Here is a 15,239-nt window from a genome sequence, read left to right on the forward strand (position 1 = left end):
CACTCCGAACACGCAAACAGCAGATCGCCCAGCCTACTCACGTGAGTAGCCTGGGCGATCTGCTGCTTCCCTGTCGGGGTGGCGGGATTTGAACCCACGACCTCTTCGTCCCGAACGAATCTTGTTGGGTGTTTGACCTCGTGCTGGTGTGCCTCTCACCTGCTGCGACGGTCCGCAGACGTCCGCGGTTGTTCGTTGCTGTGCGTCGGCGTTGTCACGCAGTTAGACACGCAGACGGCGCACCCGGCACAAACTTCAGCCACCGGCATCGTTGCAAGGTCATCCAGCGCGGCGAGCCGGCATTCATCACCGCGTCCGTCTCAAGCCGTGGGCTGGCGGCGGGTCACGTCCGTTCAGCAGCGTGGCCGCGCGCCGTCGACGGCAGTCAGCGCCCCCGGCTCCAAGGAACTGGAGCGAGCCGAGCAGGGCAGAACAGCATCGGACGCTCAACACGGCTCGAACAGGATGTCAGCACCCAAAGTCAAGAGACGACGGTGCGCCATCACGATTATTCTGGCTGGTTCTCACCGCTGTCTGACCTGCGCATATGCCACTACGCTCGCAACTATGGGGAAAGCCATGCGCTTGTACTGGGGATACATCGCGGTCGGGGCCCTTATCGTGGCGTGGAGCCAGCAATGGGCCCTCTCGGTCGTCGCCGCCCTGTCTGTAGCGGTGTTCGCCTACGCCTCGTTCCAAGTACCGGTTTGGTGCGGCGCTGTGAACCGAGACGGACGCACCTACTGCCGGAACAACGCCTATGGCGTGTTGATGGGGTGTCGGAATCGCCAACATCGGTGGCAAAAGATCAAGATGATTGTGCTGCGGACGAAGGTCGGGAATGTCGGTCGCGCCGTGTTCCCGACCGCGAAAGAGAAGTTCAACGGTTTCTTGGCCGTGTCAGGCCTGCTCTCTGCAATCGCCGCAGTGATCGTTCCTGTCTTCACTGGTGGCTGACCTGCCACATGGTCCCAGCCTTCCCCATGAGGCGCTGTCATCGTGGGCGCGACGGCCTTCACCCTTCTGCGTGAACGGCCGTGGGACGGGTCAAACCTGATCGACGCACTCTTTCACTACGGTGTAGGTGACCCGGCCGATCTCAACATCATGGTCATCGGAGACATCGCCTGCAGCTCGCGCAAGAACTTGGCCCTGTAGTCGATGCCCGTCGCTGACTCTGGAGCGACAGGTCTTGATGGCTGCTACTTGCGTACGACGCTGGGCCTCTCCCACGCTTTCTTCGAACTAATTTTCGACAGTAGGGTCTGCGTGGCGAACTTGGGTCGCCTTAAGCGCCTGTGAACGTTGCTGTGTTAGGGCTCCTTGACGGTGACGCGCCAGCGAGTGTGAAGTAGTGTGTGAAGTATGACTCCGCGCCAGCTCCAGACTCCGTTTGGTGACGATCCGTGCGAGGATGTGCCCCTGTCGAGGGCCCCTCTGGTGCGCGTCCTGGCGCAGCTACGCTTCGAACCTCTAGCGGTTCTCGACTCTACGAACGCCGCGTCACTCTTCGCCGCAGAGGTGGGGAACGCCTACCCGTACCTTGAAAAAGGCGCAGAGTTCAACATGGTCGTCGGGGCGGGACAAGTGTCTCCGCAGATGGGGCAGACGCAAGTCTGGCGCTTTCGATCACCTGACCGGGCGACGACCGTCTCTCTCACCAATGGAAGTCTCTCGCTGGAGACGACTTCCTATCCTGGAAACGCTGAATTCTGTGCCTCTCTCTCGACGCTGGCTGCGGCACTGAAAAAGGTAGCCTATGTTCCCGCATATACTCGCCTCGGGTACCGATACACGAATCGGCTAACCGATGATGCTGTGATTCATGATCTCTCCAAATTCGTTCGAACGGAGATTCTGGGAGTATCCGGGACTGAGTTGGGAGGCAGTGCTGTGCTGCAGCACTCCCTGTCTCAAGCCGCATTCCAAATTGATGAGACCACCGGGCTTCTGGCGCAATGGGGCGAGATGCCTCCTGGTGGCACATACGACCCCACGCTTTCTGCAATTCAGCAGCGCAGCTGGGTGCTGGATCTAGATTCCTTTTATCAGGCTTCGGAGGTAAGCTCGCAGCCAGAGTATGTGCGCGAAAAGGCGGAGCGGCTGGCGATGTCGGCATATCGATTCTTTCGCTGGGCCGTGAAGGATGAATTTCTGGCATACTTCGGAGGTGTCCTATGAGCGCCACATTGCAAAGCCAGGATAATTCGCTCTTCCATATTCACACAGACTCAGGCCCAACCCAGGCGAGCATCAGGTCATTCGATGCTGCTGTTTCCCCCAGGTCGCGCCTTTGGGTGGCAGGGTGGATCTGTGCAGCCACTATGGCGACTTCCACATTCATCGGAGTGCCCGTAGCTGAAGCGGCCCCGTTGGCCGAACAAACATCGACACCGGTTACAGCGGATTTCGGCTTGGTTGATCCAGTCGAGTCCCCGGATGGCCGTGAGGCCGATCTACCCCTTGAATCAGCGGCACTTGTTCAGATGATCCACGATCAGAGCGGTTTGACGTGGGAGCAACTGAGTAAAACGCTCAATGTGAGTCGCCGCTCGGTGCATCTGTGGGCTTCGGGCGGCCGCGTCAATGCGCGGCACGGTGAAATGATCATGCGGCTCGCCCAACTTGTGCGTTCCGCGCCCGTGCGGGAGCCTGCTTTGGTGCGTGCGTGGCTCCATGCTTCCGAGCCCGGTGCTCCGAGCCCCATGGAGGACTTTCGAGCGCAGTACAGGAAGGCCGGCACGCCTATCCAGAGTGCTGGCTATACTTCAAGTGAACTGCTGGGCGGGGAAGCTGGCTGAGTGTCAGGGTAGGGGGAAGTCTGTGGGGTCGCCTTCCGGGGATGTGTCCGCTAGTTCCTCTGCCCAGGAGACGACTGAAGCAGTGGTGCCAGCATGGGCGGATCGTATCCGCGAGTACCGGCAAGGTGACGTTCTCCGTGTCGATAGCATCCCACGCAAAATTGCACCGGGAGTCGTCGATTGGGTTGAGACGCCCCTTGGAGCTGCGGTAATTACACAGACCTGTGACTTGGTCTTGTCCGACCGCCCAACGGCACACCTTGTCCCCGTCGTGGAGCTTCCAGCTAGTGAAGCAAAAGCGAACCGCAGTGGTCGACGCCCGCACTTGGTTCATCTACCCGCCTTAGGTGAATGTTGCTTTGCAGATCTCACCTTCATGGCCACGGTAGACAAGCAAGTCGTCGTGGACGCAGGGCGCGTACCAGGCGTTAAAGACATTGCTGATGTTCGTAAGTTCGGTCAAAGAGTCGGGCGCCGTTTTAGTAGGTTCGCCTTTCCGGATGAGGTAGTTCCATGGCTACGACCTCTTCAGTCAGTCGCGGAGAGTAGAGCTCCCAAGGAATCGAGTCCCATCGGCTGGGCCTTCCAACGGGTTGCCTCTCTTCGCCTGTGGTGTGAAGACGAGTGGGACAGTTCTCCCTACGCTTTGACTCTTTTTGTAGTGCTTGAGCCTGGCGTGTTGCCGCCATTCCCTTCAGACGTTCCAGTTCCACCTGCCAGCGAGAGGATTTCTCGATGGCTACATGGCGCTGATGGATGTGCACTGGCGCGTAAACACGGTGAAATCGCTCAGCTCCTTCAGAGAGAGTCCGATACGTCCTTGACGGCGGCGGATAGGTACTGGCTTTGGAGTGCGCTTGCTGAGGCTTGGGCCAGTATGTGCAAGGCGCCTGAAACGGCTACGCCGGATGTGTTGACTGCTGTCACCGGTGGTGCAATCGAGTCTGAGATTATGTCGACGGAAGATTTCTCCTTCGAGCAGTATCGGCACTCAGAAGAAATCGACCTTGACCATCTGTCCTCGCCTCTGCCAATTTGATGGGGTGAAATAATCGAGGTCGGTGGAGCGGCTTTGGGGTGGCGCTGCTTTGGCGCGAGTGATCATGGCCCCGTAAGCTTCCGGCGCGTCGGGCAGTCTGTGGACCTGCCCGGTAAAGCACGACGTTGGGGCCATGATCTTCGAGGCTCGCGCCAAAGTGGCTCCGTAAAGCCGTGGAGCCGACCGCCCCAGCCACGACGTACCCCTTCTCTAACGCCAGGTGGCTGCATGCTTTGAGCGCGGCACGGGCGCCGGCCGGGCTGGAGCGGGGCGGAGACAGGAGCGCAGGCCCGGCCGGCGGCCGGGCCGCGCGCGGTGAGCGGAGCGAGCCGCCTTGAACCAGTAAAGAAAGTTGTAACTCACTGGCAGGTGGCGTTATCGGTGTCCGCCCTTGCGCTTCGAGCTTCGGCGATACGGCGGCCATGCTCGGCGGCTCTCAAGAGGGCGTGCGCCACGCGCTCGGCGTCATCAGGGCCCAGGAGGATCTGATCGGTCCACAGCACTGACAGGCGCACGTTGCCGTTCAGCAGGTTGGTTGCGACGTCTACCTCGGCGTCTTCCCCGGTGACATTGGTGACGTTCAAGTCCTGGTCGCTGCTGTAGGCGCTCATGCAGCTGAGCATGCCTGAAGCCCGGCCTGGAGTTGAGGACCGGGCAGTCAAGCGACAAGTCTGCTAGTCGGTGTGGGGCTTGAACTCGGCTGCACAGGGCGGTAATTCAGTGCCCTGTCGGTGTGCCAGCGGTAGGAAGATCACGGGCCGGATCGTCCAGGTGATGCGGGTGCCGGCCTGAGTGAGCGCCACTGCGTTGGGCTCGGCACGCAGGAGTGCTTTCCTCGTCGCGATACGGCCCTCGTACAGCCACTCCCACGCTTCCTGTGAGGCGTCGGGGTCTAGTGCCGGTGAGATCGTGCGTAGTGCGACCGCTACCCATCGGTCGGCCTGGGGTGCCGAGTACGCGTCGAAGGACGCCCGGAGAATCGGCTGCGTCTCGTCCGTGAGGTCCTGGGTCCAGCACTCGCACCAGTAGCCCCGCTGCGGCTTGTCCATCAGCACGGGTGACCTCCCACGAGCGGGGTCGTGAACAACTCCGCGGTGACCGTGTGACCGCCATCGCTCTCGTGGACGACGACCCGGTGAGCGATCACGCTGACCATGCCCAGGCCTCGGCCGTGCTCGGCGTCCTGGTCCTGGCGCTCGACCTTGGGGGCGGTGCCGGCGCCTCCGTCGTCCGTGACCGACAGCGCGATTGCCTGCGCTGAGACTGCCAGGGCCAGATGGAAGCTGCCCGAGTGCTGGCCGCTGGCCGTGTGCAGGATTGCGTTCGCACTCAGCTCGCTCACGATCAGTTCCGCGTCCTCCGCCCATGGCGATCCGCGCAGGATGTCGCGCGTCCAGCGGCGGGCCCGGCTGACCTCTTCCGGGAAACCTGGGCAAGTGAGTCCCCAGACCCGGGCTGTACTCGTATACTCGTGCATACAAGTTCCTTCGTGCTGGTAGGCCGCCATGTGCAGCGGGTTCGGGCTAGACGAGTTTCACGCCGTCGTGGGCGCGGATGGCAGGTGGAGACGCCGCGTCCATCGCGTCCAGGACACGGATGGCGTATGCCTCGTCGGCAAGCTCGGAGACTTCTTCGCGGGTTGCCCAACGCAGTGCGCGGGTCTCGTCGCCGGTGGTGGGCGTGCCGTCGGCGGCCTGGCAGCGGAAGACCAGGGAGACGATCAGGCCCGTCATGTTCTTGTAGACGCCGGTCAGGGTCGCCGGAAGGGCGATCTTGATGCCGGTCTCTTCGAGGACTTCGCGTTGCAGGGCCTCGGGGATGGTCTCCTCGCGTTCGAGGACACCGCCCGGGGGTTCCCACTTGCCGTTGTCCCGGCGCTGGATCAGGAGGGCCCGGCCCAAGTCGTCGATGACGACTCCGGCCACGCTCACGGAGTGCGGGCGTTCTGTGCTCACGTTCCTCGGCCCTCTCGGATGGCTAGGCTCTCCACCGTAGCAACAACACTCGCCCACACGTCTAGATACCTAAAGGAGTGCACTCGTGACCCCTGCTCTTCCCTCCGGCCAGCTCGGTGATCTCGACCCCACGAGCGATCGTGCGGTCTTCCGGCAGATCGCCGACCAACTGCGCGAGGCCATCGACCGTGGGCGGTTCCGAGAGGGCGAGAAGCTGCCCTCTGAGGCGGAGCTTGTGGACCACTACGGGGTATCCCGGATGACCGTCCGCAACTCCTTCTCCATCCTCCAGGGTGAAGGACTTGTCCATGCCGAGCACGGCAAGGGCGTTTTCGTCCGGCCCCGGCCGCCCGTGCGGCGACTCGCCTCCGACCGGTTCGCCCGCCGGCATCGCGAGCAGGGCAAGTCCGCCTTCATCGTCGAGGCGGACACAGTCGGCAGCCACCCCCAGGTCGACAGCCTTGAGGTCAAGGAAGAGAAGGCCAGTCAGGACATCTCCACCCGGCTCGGCTCGGTTCGTCGGGTCCTCGCCCGGCGGCGCCGCTATCTCCTCGACGGCCGGCCAGTCGAGTTCGCCACCTCCTACCTCCCCCTCGACATCGCCCGCGGTACGCAGATCGCCGAACCCAACCCCGGGCCCGGCGGCATCTACGCCCGCCTTGAAGAACTCGGTCACCGCCTGGACCACTTCGAGGAGGAGATCCGGGCCCGGATGCCCTCGCCGGACGAGGTCAAGACGCTCCGGCTGGCCTCCGGCGTGCCCGTCATCCATCTCGTTCGCACCGCCTTCGACACCGAGGGACGGGCCGTCGAAGTCTGCGACACCGTCATGGCGGCGGACGCCTACGTCCTGTCGTACCAGCTTCCGGCGACCTGACCGCATGGACGGCGGCGCAGTACTAGACGGTCGTATCGCCCTCATCCTCGGGGGCCGGAGTGAACCAGTGGCCGATGTTGGTCCACATGAAGCCTTCCCGCCACGTGGGCTTGTCGGCCGCCCAGTCGAGGAGTGCTTGCAGGACCTTCTCCTGCGACACCGTCTGCGTCTGGTAGTGCTCTGCGGGAACGCCGTCTCGGTACTCCAACTGGTAGGTGTTGGTCTCGCGGAACAGCACCTGGATGTACCAGTTGCCTTCCTGGTTCTCGTCCTGCCGCTCAAGGAGCAGGTGATCGCCCTGATCCAGGTCGGCGAGCATCGTTCCTATCTTCGGCTTCGAAGGGCGATTTACAGCGTGGCCCCGGCTGTTGGTCGCAATCAGCATGGGCAGAGCATGCCCGAGGGCACTGACAACGGTCCGGTCCGCGAGGCTTCCCGAACTCGTACACCTCATCATGCGTACTCGTATAGACGAGTGGGCAAGTTGTGTGGCAGGGTGATCGTCGCGAGCCCGGGAGATCGGGTTCGCAGATCGCTACATGTATAGACGAGTAGATAGGAAAACTGTCTTGCGCACCATCCGTGTTGAGACCTCCGCCGCCACGATCCTCCTCACCGAGGCTCCTGAGCCCAAGGTCCGCGACCGTCAGACCGGCGAGATCGCCAAGGACGCCGTCAGCGGTGAGGCGCTGATGACGCTCGGCGTCGTCTACATCGAGGACGGAGAGTCCTCGCTGATCAAGGTCACCGTGCCCGAGGGCGGTGTATCCGAGGGCCTGAACCTGGGCGCTCCGGTCTCGCTGCCGGGGCTCGTTGCCCGGCCGTGGGAGTCGGTGTTCAACGGGCAGCAGCGTCACGGCATCGCCTTCCGGGCCGCCGCCGTCACCCCGGCCGCGTTCCCGGCCGCCATGGGGGCCACCGCCTGATGACCGACCTGACGACGCTCCTGGAGGTGGGTGGTCCCCTCGCCGCGCTCGGCGGCGGGACCGCCTACACCCGGGCCAAGTACCCGGCCGTCTACTGGTCCGCCGTCGGCGGCCCGATATCCACCGCCCGCCTGCTCAGCTCGTACAGCTCCGTCATGGAAGCGTGCGGCCTGACCGTCGCCCCCTCCCGGCTGCGGGTCCTCGCCGTCAAGGCCACCACCCGGCGAGAGGTCCGGCCGGTCCCGCCCCGCCGGGGCATCATCCGACCCACCTCGACCGGGCTGCGCATCCGGCTGCGGCTCGCCCCCGGCCAGGAACCCGCCGACGTCGCCGCCTCCGCCGAACGGCTGCGGCATGCCTGGGGAGTTCACGCCGTCTACGTCACCACGATCAAGCCGGGTGTCGTCGAACTGCGCCTCGTCGGCTACGACGTTCTACGGCGGGTGCGCATGCCCCGCAAGACCGGCTCCGGGTTCCTCAAGGTTCCGGTCGCCCTGCGGGAGGACGCTACTCCGTTCGTACGGGACTACCGGACCGTTCCCCACCAACTCACCCTCGGCGCGACCCTGTCCGGCAAGTCCATGTACCTGCGCCACCTCGTCGCCGGACTCGCCCGTCAGCCGGTTGCCCTGGTCGGGATCGACTGCAAGCGCGGCGTGGAACTGGCGCCCTTCGCCGCCCGCCTCTCCGCCCTCGCCACCGACCCCGACGAAGCCGCCGAACTCCTGCCCGCCCTGGTCAAGGAAATGGAGGATCGCTACGACCTGATCAAGGCCCGGCAGGGCATCGCGCCCGACACCCCGGACGAGGAGATCACCTCCGACATCTGGGGCCTGCCCGAGAGCGAACGGCCCACCCCCGTCGTCCTGTTCGTCGACGAGGTGGCCGAACTCTTCCTCACCGCCACCCGCAAGGACGAGGAACGCCGTGACGAGATGGTCACCCAGCTCATCCGCCTCGCCCAACTCGGCCGAGCCGCCGGCATCTACCTGGAGGTCTGCGGCCAGCGCTTCGGCGCCGAACTCGGCAAGGGCGCCACCATGCTCCGCGCCCAGCTCACCGGCCGCGTCTGCCACCGCGTCAACGACGAAGCCTCCGCCAAGATGGCCCTCGGCGACATCGCACCGGAAGCGGTCTCCGCCGCCTGCGCCATCGCCCCCGAACTGCCCGGCCTCGCCGTCGCGGGCGACACCTCCGGCGGCTGGTCCCGTATCCGCACGCCCTACCTCTCCCTCGGCGACGCCGCCGAGATCTGCCGGGAATCGGCACACCTGGTGCCCGACCTGCCCGCGCTCAAGCCCTTCCGGCCCGCCATCCCCGTACGCCACGCCGACACCCCGGCTCCGGCAGTCCTGCCGCACCCGGCGACCGACTGACGCACTCCCTATTCACCCGGTCGGCGTGACCGCCTCACGCCACGTCCCTACCCCTGCCTTGCCCGAAACCGAAAGGAGCCGGACCGTGCGCGCCCATCTGGCCCGTGTCGACGCGGTGTTGGTCCAGGCGCTCATCGCCGCCGCACTGTCCTTCGCCCACATCCACGACATCGCCATGGCGGCCGGACAGGACGGATGGAAAGCGTGGGCCTACCCGATCAGCGTCGACCTGCTGCTCGTCGCCGCATGGCGCCGACTCCGTACCGGTACGGCCAAGGCGGCGGCCTGGTGCTGGTTCGTCATCGCCCTCACCGCCTCCCTCGGCGCCAACGTCGCCACCGCCGGACTCCTCGACATGACCGACGTGCCGGCCTGGCTGCGCATCCTCGTCGCGGGCTGGCCTGCGGTCGCCTTCCTTGGCGGGACCCTCCTCGTCCATACGGCGCCGAAGACGGCCACCGAGGAGAACGGCGCGGAACTCATCGAGGACCAGGAGGACGAGCCCGAAGCCACACCCGAGACGTCCGCCCAACCCGTTGCCATCGAGCCAGCACCGACCACCCCGCCCGTTCCGGTGCCGACCGCCCTGGTCGACCACGCCCGCAAAGTCGCCGCCGAACACCACACCCGAACTGGAGCCCCGATCGACACCCCCACCCTCCGCGCCCGCCTCGGCATTCCCGCGCCCCTAGCCGAAGCCATCGCCGCCCAACTCTGAAGGGAGACCCGCATGACCGCCAACCGCCGTTTTCGCAACGTCACCCGCATAGGTCCCGTCCAGGTCGCCACCTCGTACGACGGCCGGGGCCGCGAGAAGCACACCGCCGCCTGCACCGCCCCGCGCTGCAACTTCTCCGCCGACTACGACAGCCGCGCCGCCGCCGAACTGGCCGCCCGCACCCACCGCTGCCCCGTCCGCTGAAAGGACCCCTCACCCCGTGACCATCAGCCTCCCCCTCGTCGTCGTCCTCGGCTTCTTCGCCTGGGGAGCGGTCAAGTTCCTCGGCGTCCGCACCTGGATCGTCGTCCTGATCGCCCTGTTCGGCTTCTGGCTCTCCCACACCTTCCTCGCCCCCGCCATCGAATCCGGCACGCGCTCCGGCGTGACCGTCATAAACGGCTGACACATCTAGACGAGTAGATAAGGAATCGCCCATGTTCCTGCCCAAGTACCCCGACAACCCCACTCCGCCGCCCGCACACACCCACACCGCAACGACCGCCCCGGCACCCGCCCGCCGCTCGCTGCCCTCGGTGTCCATCGACCAGAAGACGGTCGTCGCCCTGGTCGTCGGCGGAGTCGTCCTCACCGCGCTCCTGGCCGCAGTCGCCGTCACGGCCATCTCCGTCGCCGTGGCAGCCGTCGTCCTGCGCTCCCTGCTCCGCGACCAGCACCGCCGCTGAATCAACGCCCGGCCTCCGGGGCGACGGCACACGACCAAGCATTACGCCGCCCCGGGGCCTTCCTCCCGACCGAGCCAGTCAGAAGGGAAACGCCATCTTCACCCGCACCACCCCGGCCCCCATGCCGGAACTCGCGAACCTGGCCGCCCAGGGCACCCTCCCCGGTATCCTCCGCCAGCTCTCCGGCCTCGGCGGCTGCACCCACCCCATCCGCCTCGACGGCCACCGCACCGAATACGACATCGACACCACCACCGGAGAGATCGGCCGCATCCTCCAGCACCTCGACTCGACCAGCCTCCCCGCCGGCCAACTCCTCGTCCGCTGCAACAACCGCCGCACCACCCGCTGCCCCGCTTGCGCCGAGGTCTACCGCCGCGACACCTTCCACCTCATCACCGCCGGACTCCGCGGCGGCAAAGGAACCCCGGAACAGGTCGGCACCCACCCCCGCGTGTTCGCCACCTTCACCGCCCCCGGCTTCGGCCCCGTCCACAACCGCCGCACCGACGGCCGCCCCTGCCGCTGCGGCCTCCACCACGACCAGGACGACGACACCCTGGGCACCCCCCTCAACCCCGACACCTACGACTACGAAGCCGCCGTCCTCTGGAACGCCCACGCCGGACAACTCTGGCGACGCTTCTCGATCTACCTCCGCCGAGAAGTCGCCAAGCGCGCGGGACTAAGCCAACGCCGCCTCCGCGACCACGCCCGCGTGTCCTTCGCCAAGGTCGCCGAATACCAAAGGCGCGGAGCCGTCCACTTCCACGCGGTCATCCGCATCGACGGCCCGGAAGGCGGCAACACCCCACCACCCGCTTGGGCCACAGCCGATCTCCTCACCGACGCCATAGAAACCGCCGCCGCCAAGGCCCGAGTCGACGGCCCGACCATCGACGGCCGCACCCACACCTTCACCTTCGGCAGCCAACTCGACGTCCGCACCATCCGATCCGCCGACTTCAACGACGGCCAGGAACTGACCGAACGCGCCGTCGCCGCCTACATCGCCAAGTACGCCACCAAAGGCGCGGAGACGGCCACGGGAGCTCTCGACCGGCCGCTGAAGTTCGTCGCCGAACTCGCCCAGCTCGACATCAGTGACCACGCCCGCACCCTGATCCGAACCGCGTGGACCCTCGGCGCCCGCAAGAGCCTCGAACACCTCCGCCTGCGCGCCTGGGCCCACATGCTTGGCTTTCGCGGCCACTTCTCCACCAAGTCCCGCCGCTACTCCACCACCCTCGGCGCACTCCGTGACGCCCGCGCCGAATGGCGCCGCGCTCAAGCCGCAACAGCCAGGACCCCTCAGCCGGAGACGACATACGTCCTCGCCCACTGGGTCTTCGCCGGAACCGGCCTCTCCGACACCGAAGCCTGGCTGTCCGCATCCCTCGAACCCGCCCCTGGAACAGAAGGAGAACCCACCAGATGACCACGGCCGCGCCCGAACTGCTCACCGTTCCGGAGGTCATGACCCGGCTCAAGCTCGGCCGTACCAAGGTCTACGACCTCATCCGCACCCGCCGCCTGGTCTCCATCAAGGTCGACGGTTGCCGCCGTATCCCCGACACCGCCGTACGCGCCTTCATCCGGGGCCAGATGGGAGAGGCGGCCTGATGACGAAGCGTCGTAGCCGCGGTGACGGTGGCCTGCACTGGGACGAGAAGAGACAGCGTTGGATCGCCACGGCGAACCTCGGCTTCGATCCGAGCGGCAAGCGGATCGTCAAGCGGGGGAGTGGCAAGACCAAGACGGAGGCGAAGAACAAGCTCAAGGAGGTGTTGCGGGACCACGAAGACGGCCTTGCCATCGCCCCGACCAACTACACGGTCAAGGACGCGGTGAAGGACTGGCTCACCTACGGCCTGGCCGGCCTCGACCCCAGCACCGTCGAGACCACCACCCTCATGAGCGAGAAGCACGTCATTCCGTCACTCGGCGCTCGTAAGCTCCGCGACCTGAGCGCGGAGGACGTAGACCGCTGGCTGGCCAACAAGGCAAAGACCCTCAGCACGCGCACCCTCCAGGGCCTCCACTCCTGCCTGAACCGCTCGGTCAAGCGGGCCATGGCGCGGGACAAGGTGAAGCGCAACGTCGTTGAGCTGTGCTCGGTGCCCCAGGGGCAGGCTGGACGCCCGTCCAAGGCGCTCACCTTCGCCCAAGCCGAGGCCGTGCTGAAGGGGGCTGAAGGGACCTCGATGTACGCCTACATCGTCCTCGCGTTGTTGACGGGCGCCCGCACTGAGGAACTGCGCGCCCTCACCTGGGACCACGTCTTTCTGAAAGGGCGTCCCGACATGGACCCGCCTCAACCTCCGCACATTGCGGTCTGGCGTTCGGTTAGGCGCACCGGAGACACCAAGACCCGCAAGTCCCGGCGCACCCTCGCCCTGCCGGCGCGCTGCGTCGAAGCCCTCTGGCAGCAGTTCGAAGACCAGGGATGGGATCGGCTTGCCGCCGGTGAGGCCTGGGAGGAACACGGCCTCGTCTTCTCCTCGGCCGTCGGCAAGCCCCTCGACGCTGCCAACGTCCGCCGTGCCTTCCGCCAGGCGCTCAAGGATGTTGACGGGGTCGACGCTGCGGAGTGGACGCCCCGGGAGCTCCGGCACAGCTTCGTGTCGCTGCTCTCCGACCGGGGTGTCCCGCTGGAGGAGATCTCCCGGCTCGTCGGGCACTCTGGCACTGCGGTTACTGAGGAGGTGTACCGGAAGCAGATCCGGCCCGTGATCCAGACCGGTGCCGTGGTCATGGACGGCATCTTCAAGCGGGGCCCGGAGCGTTAGTCACGCAGTTAGACACGCACACAAAACAGATCAGGAGCGTCCTCACGTGAGGACGCTCCTGATCTGCTGTTTCGGCTGTCGGGGTGGCGGGATTTGAACCCACGACCTCTTCGTCCCGAACGAAGCGCGCTGCCAAGCTGCGCTACACCCCGATCGTCCCCGCTTGTCGCGGTGACGTCGTTTACTTTAGCCCACCGGTGGCTGGAGACGAAATCCGGTTTTGGCGCGGTGGCGGATGGGGTTCGGGCGGGTGTGGTCCAGGGCGACCAGGAGGACCGCGAGGGCGTAGATCGAGAGGCCGATCAGGAGGGCGTTGGCGAGGACGGACTTGTAGCCGTGGGCGTCGACGTCCAGGAAGGGGTAGAGGTAGCGGGCCTCGGTTCCGGGGGACAGGAGTTCTGCTCGGGCGAGGGTGAAGACCAGGTACGTCGCGGGGTAGATCAGCCACGTCGCCGCCTGGCGCAGGTGCAGGGCCGCCGGGGCTGTCAGCAACAGCCAGTCCAGTACCGCCGCTGCCGGGGCCGCCGTGTGCAGGATCACGTTCGTCAGCGCGTGCCAGCCCGTCGGTGGGGGCGTGACGTCAGCCAGTAGTAGGTGGTAGACCAGCGCCGCGATCACCGCGTACAGCAGTGCCGCGCCGGTCAGCGCCGACGGCAGGGGCTTGCGTGCGGTCCAGGCCTTGCGGGCCGACAGCAGCATGACCACTGCCAGCAGGATGCCGCTCTGGATGGAGAAGCGGCTGAGGACGCGCAGGGGGGCGCCCAGCCAGATTTCCACTGATACCGCTGCCGCCGCCGTCAGTGCGATCAGCAGGCGGAACGCTGCCGTCAGACGGCGGCGGCACGGGGCCACCACCGCCGCGGCGGGGACCGGCGCGGGCAGCACCCCGGGGATGCCCGGTATGGCGGGCAGGTCCGGGATGTCCCTGGGTATGGGGGCGGTCATGCCCCTCACGCTAAGCAGGAGGGGTAAAAGGGGCTATTCGGGCGGGCCGGGTGGGTTACTCGCCCGGGCTGCTGACCACCCGGGCTTCACCCCGGTTCCCACCCGGTCTTCACCCCGGTTCCCACCCGGGCTTCACCCCGGCTCCCCTACGCCCTCTCCACCAACGTCAGCAGCGTCGCCTCCGGCGGGCACGCGAAGCGGAACGGTGTGTAGCGGTTCGCGCCGCAGCCCGCCGAGACGTGGAGGTACGACGTCCGTCCCTCCGCCGTGTGCCGGGACAGGCCCTTCACCCGGTCCGTGTCCAGGTCGCAGTTGGTGACCAGGGCGCCGTAGAAGGGGATGCAGAGCTGGCCGCCGTGGGTGTGGCCGGCCAGGATCAGGGGGTAGCCGTCCGCCGTGAAGGCGTCCAGGACGCGCAGGTACGGCGCGTGCACCACGCCCATCGAGAAGTCCGCCGCACCGGACGGGCCGCCCGCCACCTCGTCGTACCGGTCCCGCTTGATGTGCGGGTCGTCCAGGCCGGTCAGCTCGATCGACACCCCGTCGATCTTCAACTGGCCCCGCGCATTGGTCAGGTTCTGCCAGCCCGCCGCGTCGAAGCCGTCCCGCATGGCCTCCCACGGGTTGTGGATGGCGCCGACCGCCGGCGGGTTGCCGTTCAGGCCGTACTTGCCCTGCGCCTTCTCCACCAGGTAGCGGGCCGGGTTGCGCAGCTTGGGGCCGTAGTAGTCGTTCGAGCCGAAGACGTACGCGCCGGGGAACTCCATCAGCGGGCCCAGCGCGTCCAGTACCTCCGGCACGCCCTCGGTGTCCGAGAGGTTGTCGCCCGTGTTGATCACGAAGTCGGGGCGCAGGCCCGCCAACGAGCGCAGCCAGCGCTGCTTCTTGCGCTGGCCGCAGACCATGTGGATGTCGGAGACCTGCAGCACGCGCAGCGGTCGCATCCCGGCGGGCAGCACCGGTACCGTCACCCGTCGCAGGCGGAAGGAACGGGCTTCGAACCCGGCCGAGTAGAGCAGTCCGGCGGCACCAGCCGCCGCGATCCCCAGAGGTACTCCGTATCGCGCGCGCATACCTCCATCGTGTCAGACCCGGCCCAACTCCCGTGCCCGGCCGCCCGTCCGGCG

Annotated in this window: 21 protein-coding genes and 1 tRNA gene; 14 read left to right on the top strand and 8 right to left on the bottom strand. The window is 66.3% G+C overall.

The annotated features are described in order from the left end of the window. Positions 1-567 precede the first annotated feature (567 nt). The 4 genes from GA0115233_RS21630 to GA0115233_RS40670 all read left to right on the top strand — a co-directional run bounded on the left by GA0115233_RS21630 (position 568) and on the right by GA0115233_RS40670 (position 2,801). Positions 568-957, top strand: coding sequence for a hypothetical protein (locus GA0115233_RS21630; protein WP_141689547.1), 390 nt, complete (start codon positions 568-570; stop codon positions 955-957). A 42-nt stretch (positions 958-999) separates the two neighbouring features. Continuing rightward, positions 1,000-1,158, top strand: coding sequence for a hypothetical protein (locus GA0115233_RS41125; protein ID WP_176711892.1), 159 nt, complete (start codon positions 1,000-1,002; stop codon positions 1,156-1,158). Positions 1,159-1,365: 207 nt separating this feature from the next. After that, positions 1,366-2,181 (top strand): TIGR04255 family protein, encoded by an 816-nt coding sequence (locus GA0115233_RS21635; RefSeq protein WP_093721928.1) that lies wholly within the window; start codon positions 1,366-1,368, stop codon positions 2,179-2,181. 167 nt (positions 2,182-2,348) lie between these two features. Continuing rightward, positions 2,349-2,801: a hypothetical protein gene (locus tag GA0115233_RS40670; RefSeq protein WP_141689548.1), complete on the top strand. Its 453-nt coding sequence runs from the start codon at positions 2,349-2,351 to the stop codon at positions 2,799-2,801. Between the two features lie 1,398 nt (positions 2,802-4,199). Here GA0115233_RS40670 and GA0115233_RS21640 read toward each other — a convergent pair. From GA0115233_RS21640 to GA0115233_RS21655, 4 genes are all read right to left on the bottom strand, one after another. Then, positions 4,200-4,451, bottom strand: coding sequence for a hypothetical protein (locus GA0115233_RS21640; protein WP_255310300.1), 252 nt, complete (start codon positions 4,449-4,451; stop codon positions 4,200-4,202). A 63-nt stretch (positions 4,452-4,514) separates the two neighbouring features. After that, positions 4,515-4,889: a hypothetical protein gene (locus tag GA0115233_RS21645; RefSeq protein ID WP_176711895.1), complete on the bottom strand. Its 375-nt coding sequence runs from the start codon at positions 4,887-4,889 to the stop codon at positions 4,515-4,517. Then, positions 4,889-5,317, bottom strand: coding sequence for an ATP-binding protein (locus GA0115233_RS21650; RefSeq protein ID WP_093721931.1), 429 nt, complete (start codon positions 5,315-5,317; stop codon positions 4,889-4,891). The genes GA0115233_RS21645 and GA0115233_RS21650 overlap by 1 nt, the downstream gene beginning before the upstream one ends. Positions 5,318-5,363: 46 nt before the next feature. Continuing rightward, positions 5,364-5,771 (bottom strand): NUDIX hydrolase, encoded by a 408-nt coding sequence (locus tag GA0115233_RS21655; protein WP_093721932.1) that lies wholly within the window; start codon positions 5,769-5,771, stop codon positions 5,364-5,366. A gap of 109 nt (positions 5,772-5,880) precedes the next feature. Between GA0115233_RS21655 and GA0115233_RS21660 the strand changes: the two genes are divergently transcribed. Further along, positions 5,881-6,672 (top strand): GntR family transcriptional regulator, encoded by a 792-nt coding sequence (locus tag GA0115233_RS21660; protein ID WP_062244632.1) that lies wholly within the window; start codon positions 5,881-5,883, stop codon positions 6,670-6,672. Positions 6,673-6,694: 22 nt separating this feature from the next. On the opposite strand, the gene GA0115233_RS21665 is transcribed toward GA0115233_RS21660, so the two are convergent. Further along, a complete protein-coding gene (locus GA0115233_RS21665; RefSeq protein WP_093721933.1) occupies positions 6,695-6,991 on the bottom strand; it encodes a hypothetical protein in 297 nt (98 codons plus the stop codon). A 250-nt stretch (positions 6,992-7,241) separates the two neighbouring features. Between GA0115233_RS21665 and GA0115233_RS21670 the strand changes: the two genes are divergently transcribed. The 9 genes from GA0115233_RS21670 (at position 7,242) to xerC (ending at position 13,167) form a co-directional block, all read left to right on the top strand. Continuing rightward, on the top strand, positions 7,242-7,598 hold the full coding sequence (locus GA0115233_RS21670; protein WP_062244627.1) for an SCO3933 family regulatory protein: 357 nt from the start codon (positions 7,242-7,244) through the stop codon (positions 7,596-7,598). Continuing rightward, positions 7,598-8,974: an FtsK/SpoIIIE domain-containing protein gene (locus tag GA0115233_RS21675; RefSeq protein ID WP_093721934.1), complete on the top strand. Its 1,377-nt coding sequence runs from the start codon at positions 7,598-7,600 to the stop codon at positions 8,972-8,974. The genes GA0115233_RS21670 and GA0115233_RS21675 overlap by 1 nt, the downstream gene beginning before the upstream one ends. 85 nt (positions 8,975-9,059) lie before the next feature. Further along, positions 9,060-9,692, top strand: a complete 633-nt coding sequence (locus GA0115233_RS21680) for a DUF2637 domain-containing protein (RefSeq protein ID WP_093721935.1) — start codon at positions 9,060-9,062, stop codon at positions 9,690-9,692. A 12-nt stretch (positions 9,693-9,704) separates the two neighbouring features. Then, entirely contained in the window at positions 9,705-9,896 is a 192-nt protein-coding gene (locus tag GA0115233_RS21685; protein WP_062244619.1) for a mobile element transfer protein, read from the top strand. A gap of 16 nt (positions 9,897-9,912) precedes the next feature. Continuing rightward, positions 9,913-10,098 carry a hypothetical protein gene (locus GA0115233_RS21690; protein WP_093721936.1) on the top strand — a complete coding sequence of 62 codons (186 nt, stop codon included), beginning with the start codon at positions 9,913-9,915 and terminating at the stop codon, positions 10,096-10,098. A gap of 31 nt (positions 10,099-10,129) precedes the next feature. Continuing rightward, the gene (locus GA0115233_RS21695) at positions 10,130-10,378 is read left to right on the top strand and encodes a SpdD protein (RefSeq protein ID WP_093721937.1); all 249 of its coding nucleotides are present in this window, start codon (positions 10,130-10,132) and stop codon (positions 10,376-10,378) included. Positions 10,379-10,499: 121 nt separating this feature from the next. Then, positions 10,500-11,816, top strand: coding sequence for a replication initiator (locus tag GA0115233_RS21700; protein ID WP_093721938.1), 1,317 nt, complete (start codon positions 10,500-10,502; stop codon positions 11,814-11,816). Beyond that, the gene (locus GA0115233_RS21705; RefSeq protein WP_093721939.1) at positions 11,813-12,001 is read left to right on the top strand and encodes a helix-turn-helix domain-containing protein; all 189 of its coding nucleotides are present in this window, start codon (positions 11,813-11,815) and stop codon (positions 11,999-12,001) included. Before GA0115233_RS21700 ends, GA0115233_RS21705 begins: the two co-directional genes overlap by 4 nt. After that, complete coding sequence (xerC, locus tag GA0115233_RS21710) at positions 12,001-13,167, top strand: site-specific integrase (RefSeq protein ID WP_093721940.1); 1,167 nt, start codon at positions 12,001-12,003, stop codon at positions 13,165-13,167. The genes GA0115233_RS21705 and xerC overlap by 1 nt, the downstream gene beginning before the upstream one ends. A 78-nt stretch (positions 13,168-13,245) precedes the next feature. On the opposite strand, the gene GA0115233_RS21715 is transcribed toward xerC, so the two are convergent. The 3 genes from GA0115233_RS21715 to GA0115233_RS21725 form a co-directional block, all read right to left on the bottom strand. Continuing rightward, a tRNA-Pro gene (locus GA0115233_RS21715) sits at positions 13,246-13,319 on the bottom strand. 34 nt (positions 13,320-13,353) lie between these two features. Further along, positions 13,354-14,112: a Pr6Pr family membrane protein gene (locus GA0115233_RS21720; protein ID WP_093721941.1), complete on the bottom strand. Its 759-nt coding sequence runs from the start codon at positions 14,110-14,112 to the stop codon at positions 13,354-13,356. Positions 14,113-14,258: 146 nt separating this feature from the next. Then, positions 14,259-15,185 (bottom strand): metallophosphoesterase, encoded by a 927-nt coding sequence (locus GA0115233_RS21725; RefSeq protein WP_093721942.1) that lies wholly within the window; start codon positions 15,183-15,185, stop codon positions 14,259-14,261. Between the last annotated feature and the right edge of the window lie 54 nt (positions 15,186-15,239).

Origin of the sequence: Streptomyces sp. DI166 (assembly GCF_900091315.1) — a bacterium.
In the GTDB taxonomy this organism is placed as follows: domain Bacteria; phylum Actinomycetota; class Actinomycetes; order Streptomycetales; family Streptomycetaceae; genus Streptomyces; species Streptomyces fuscus.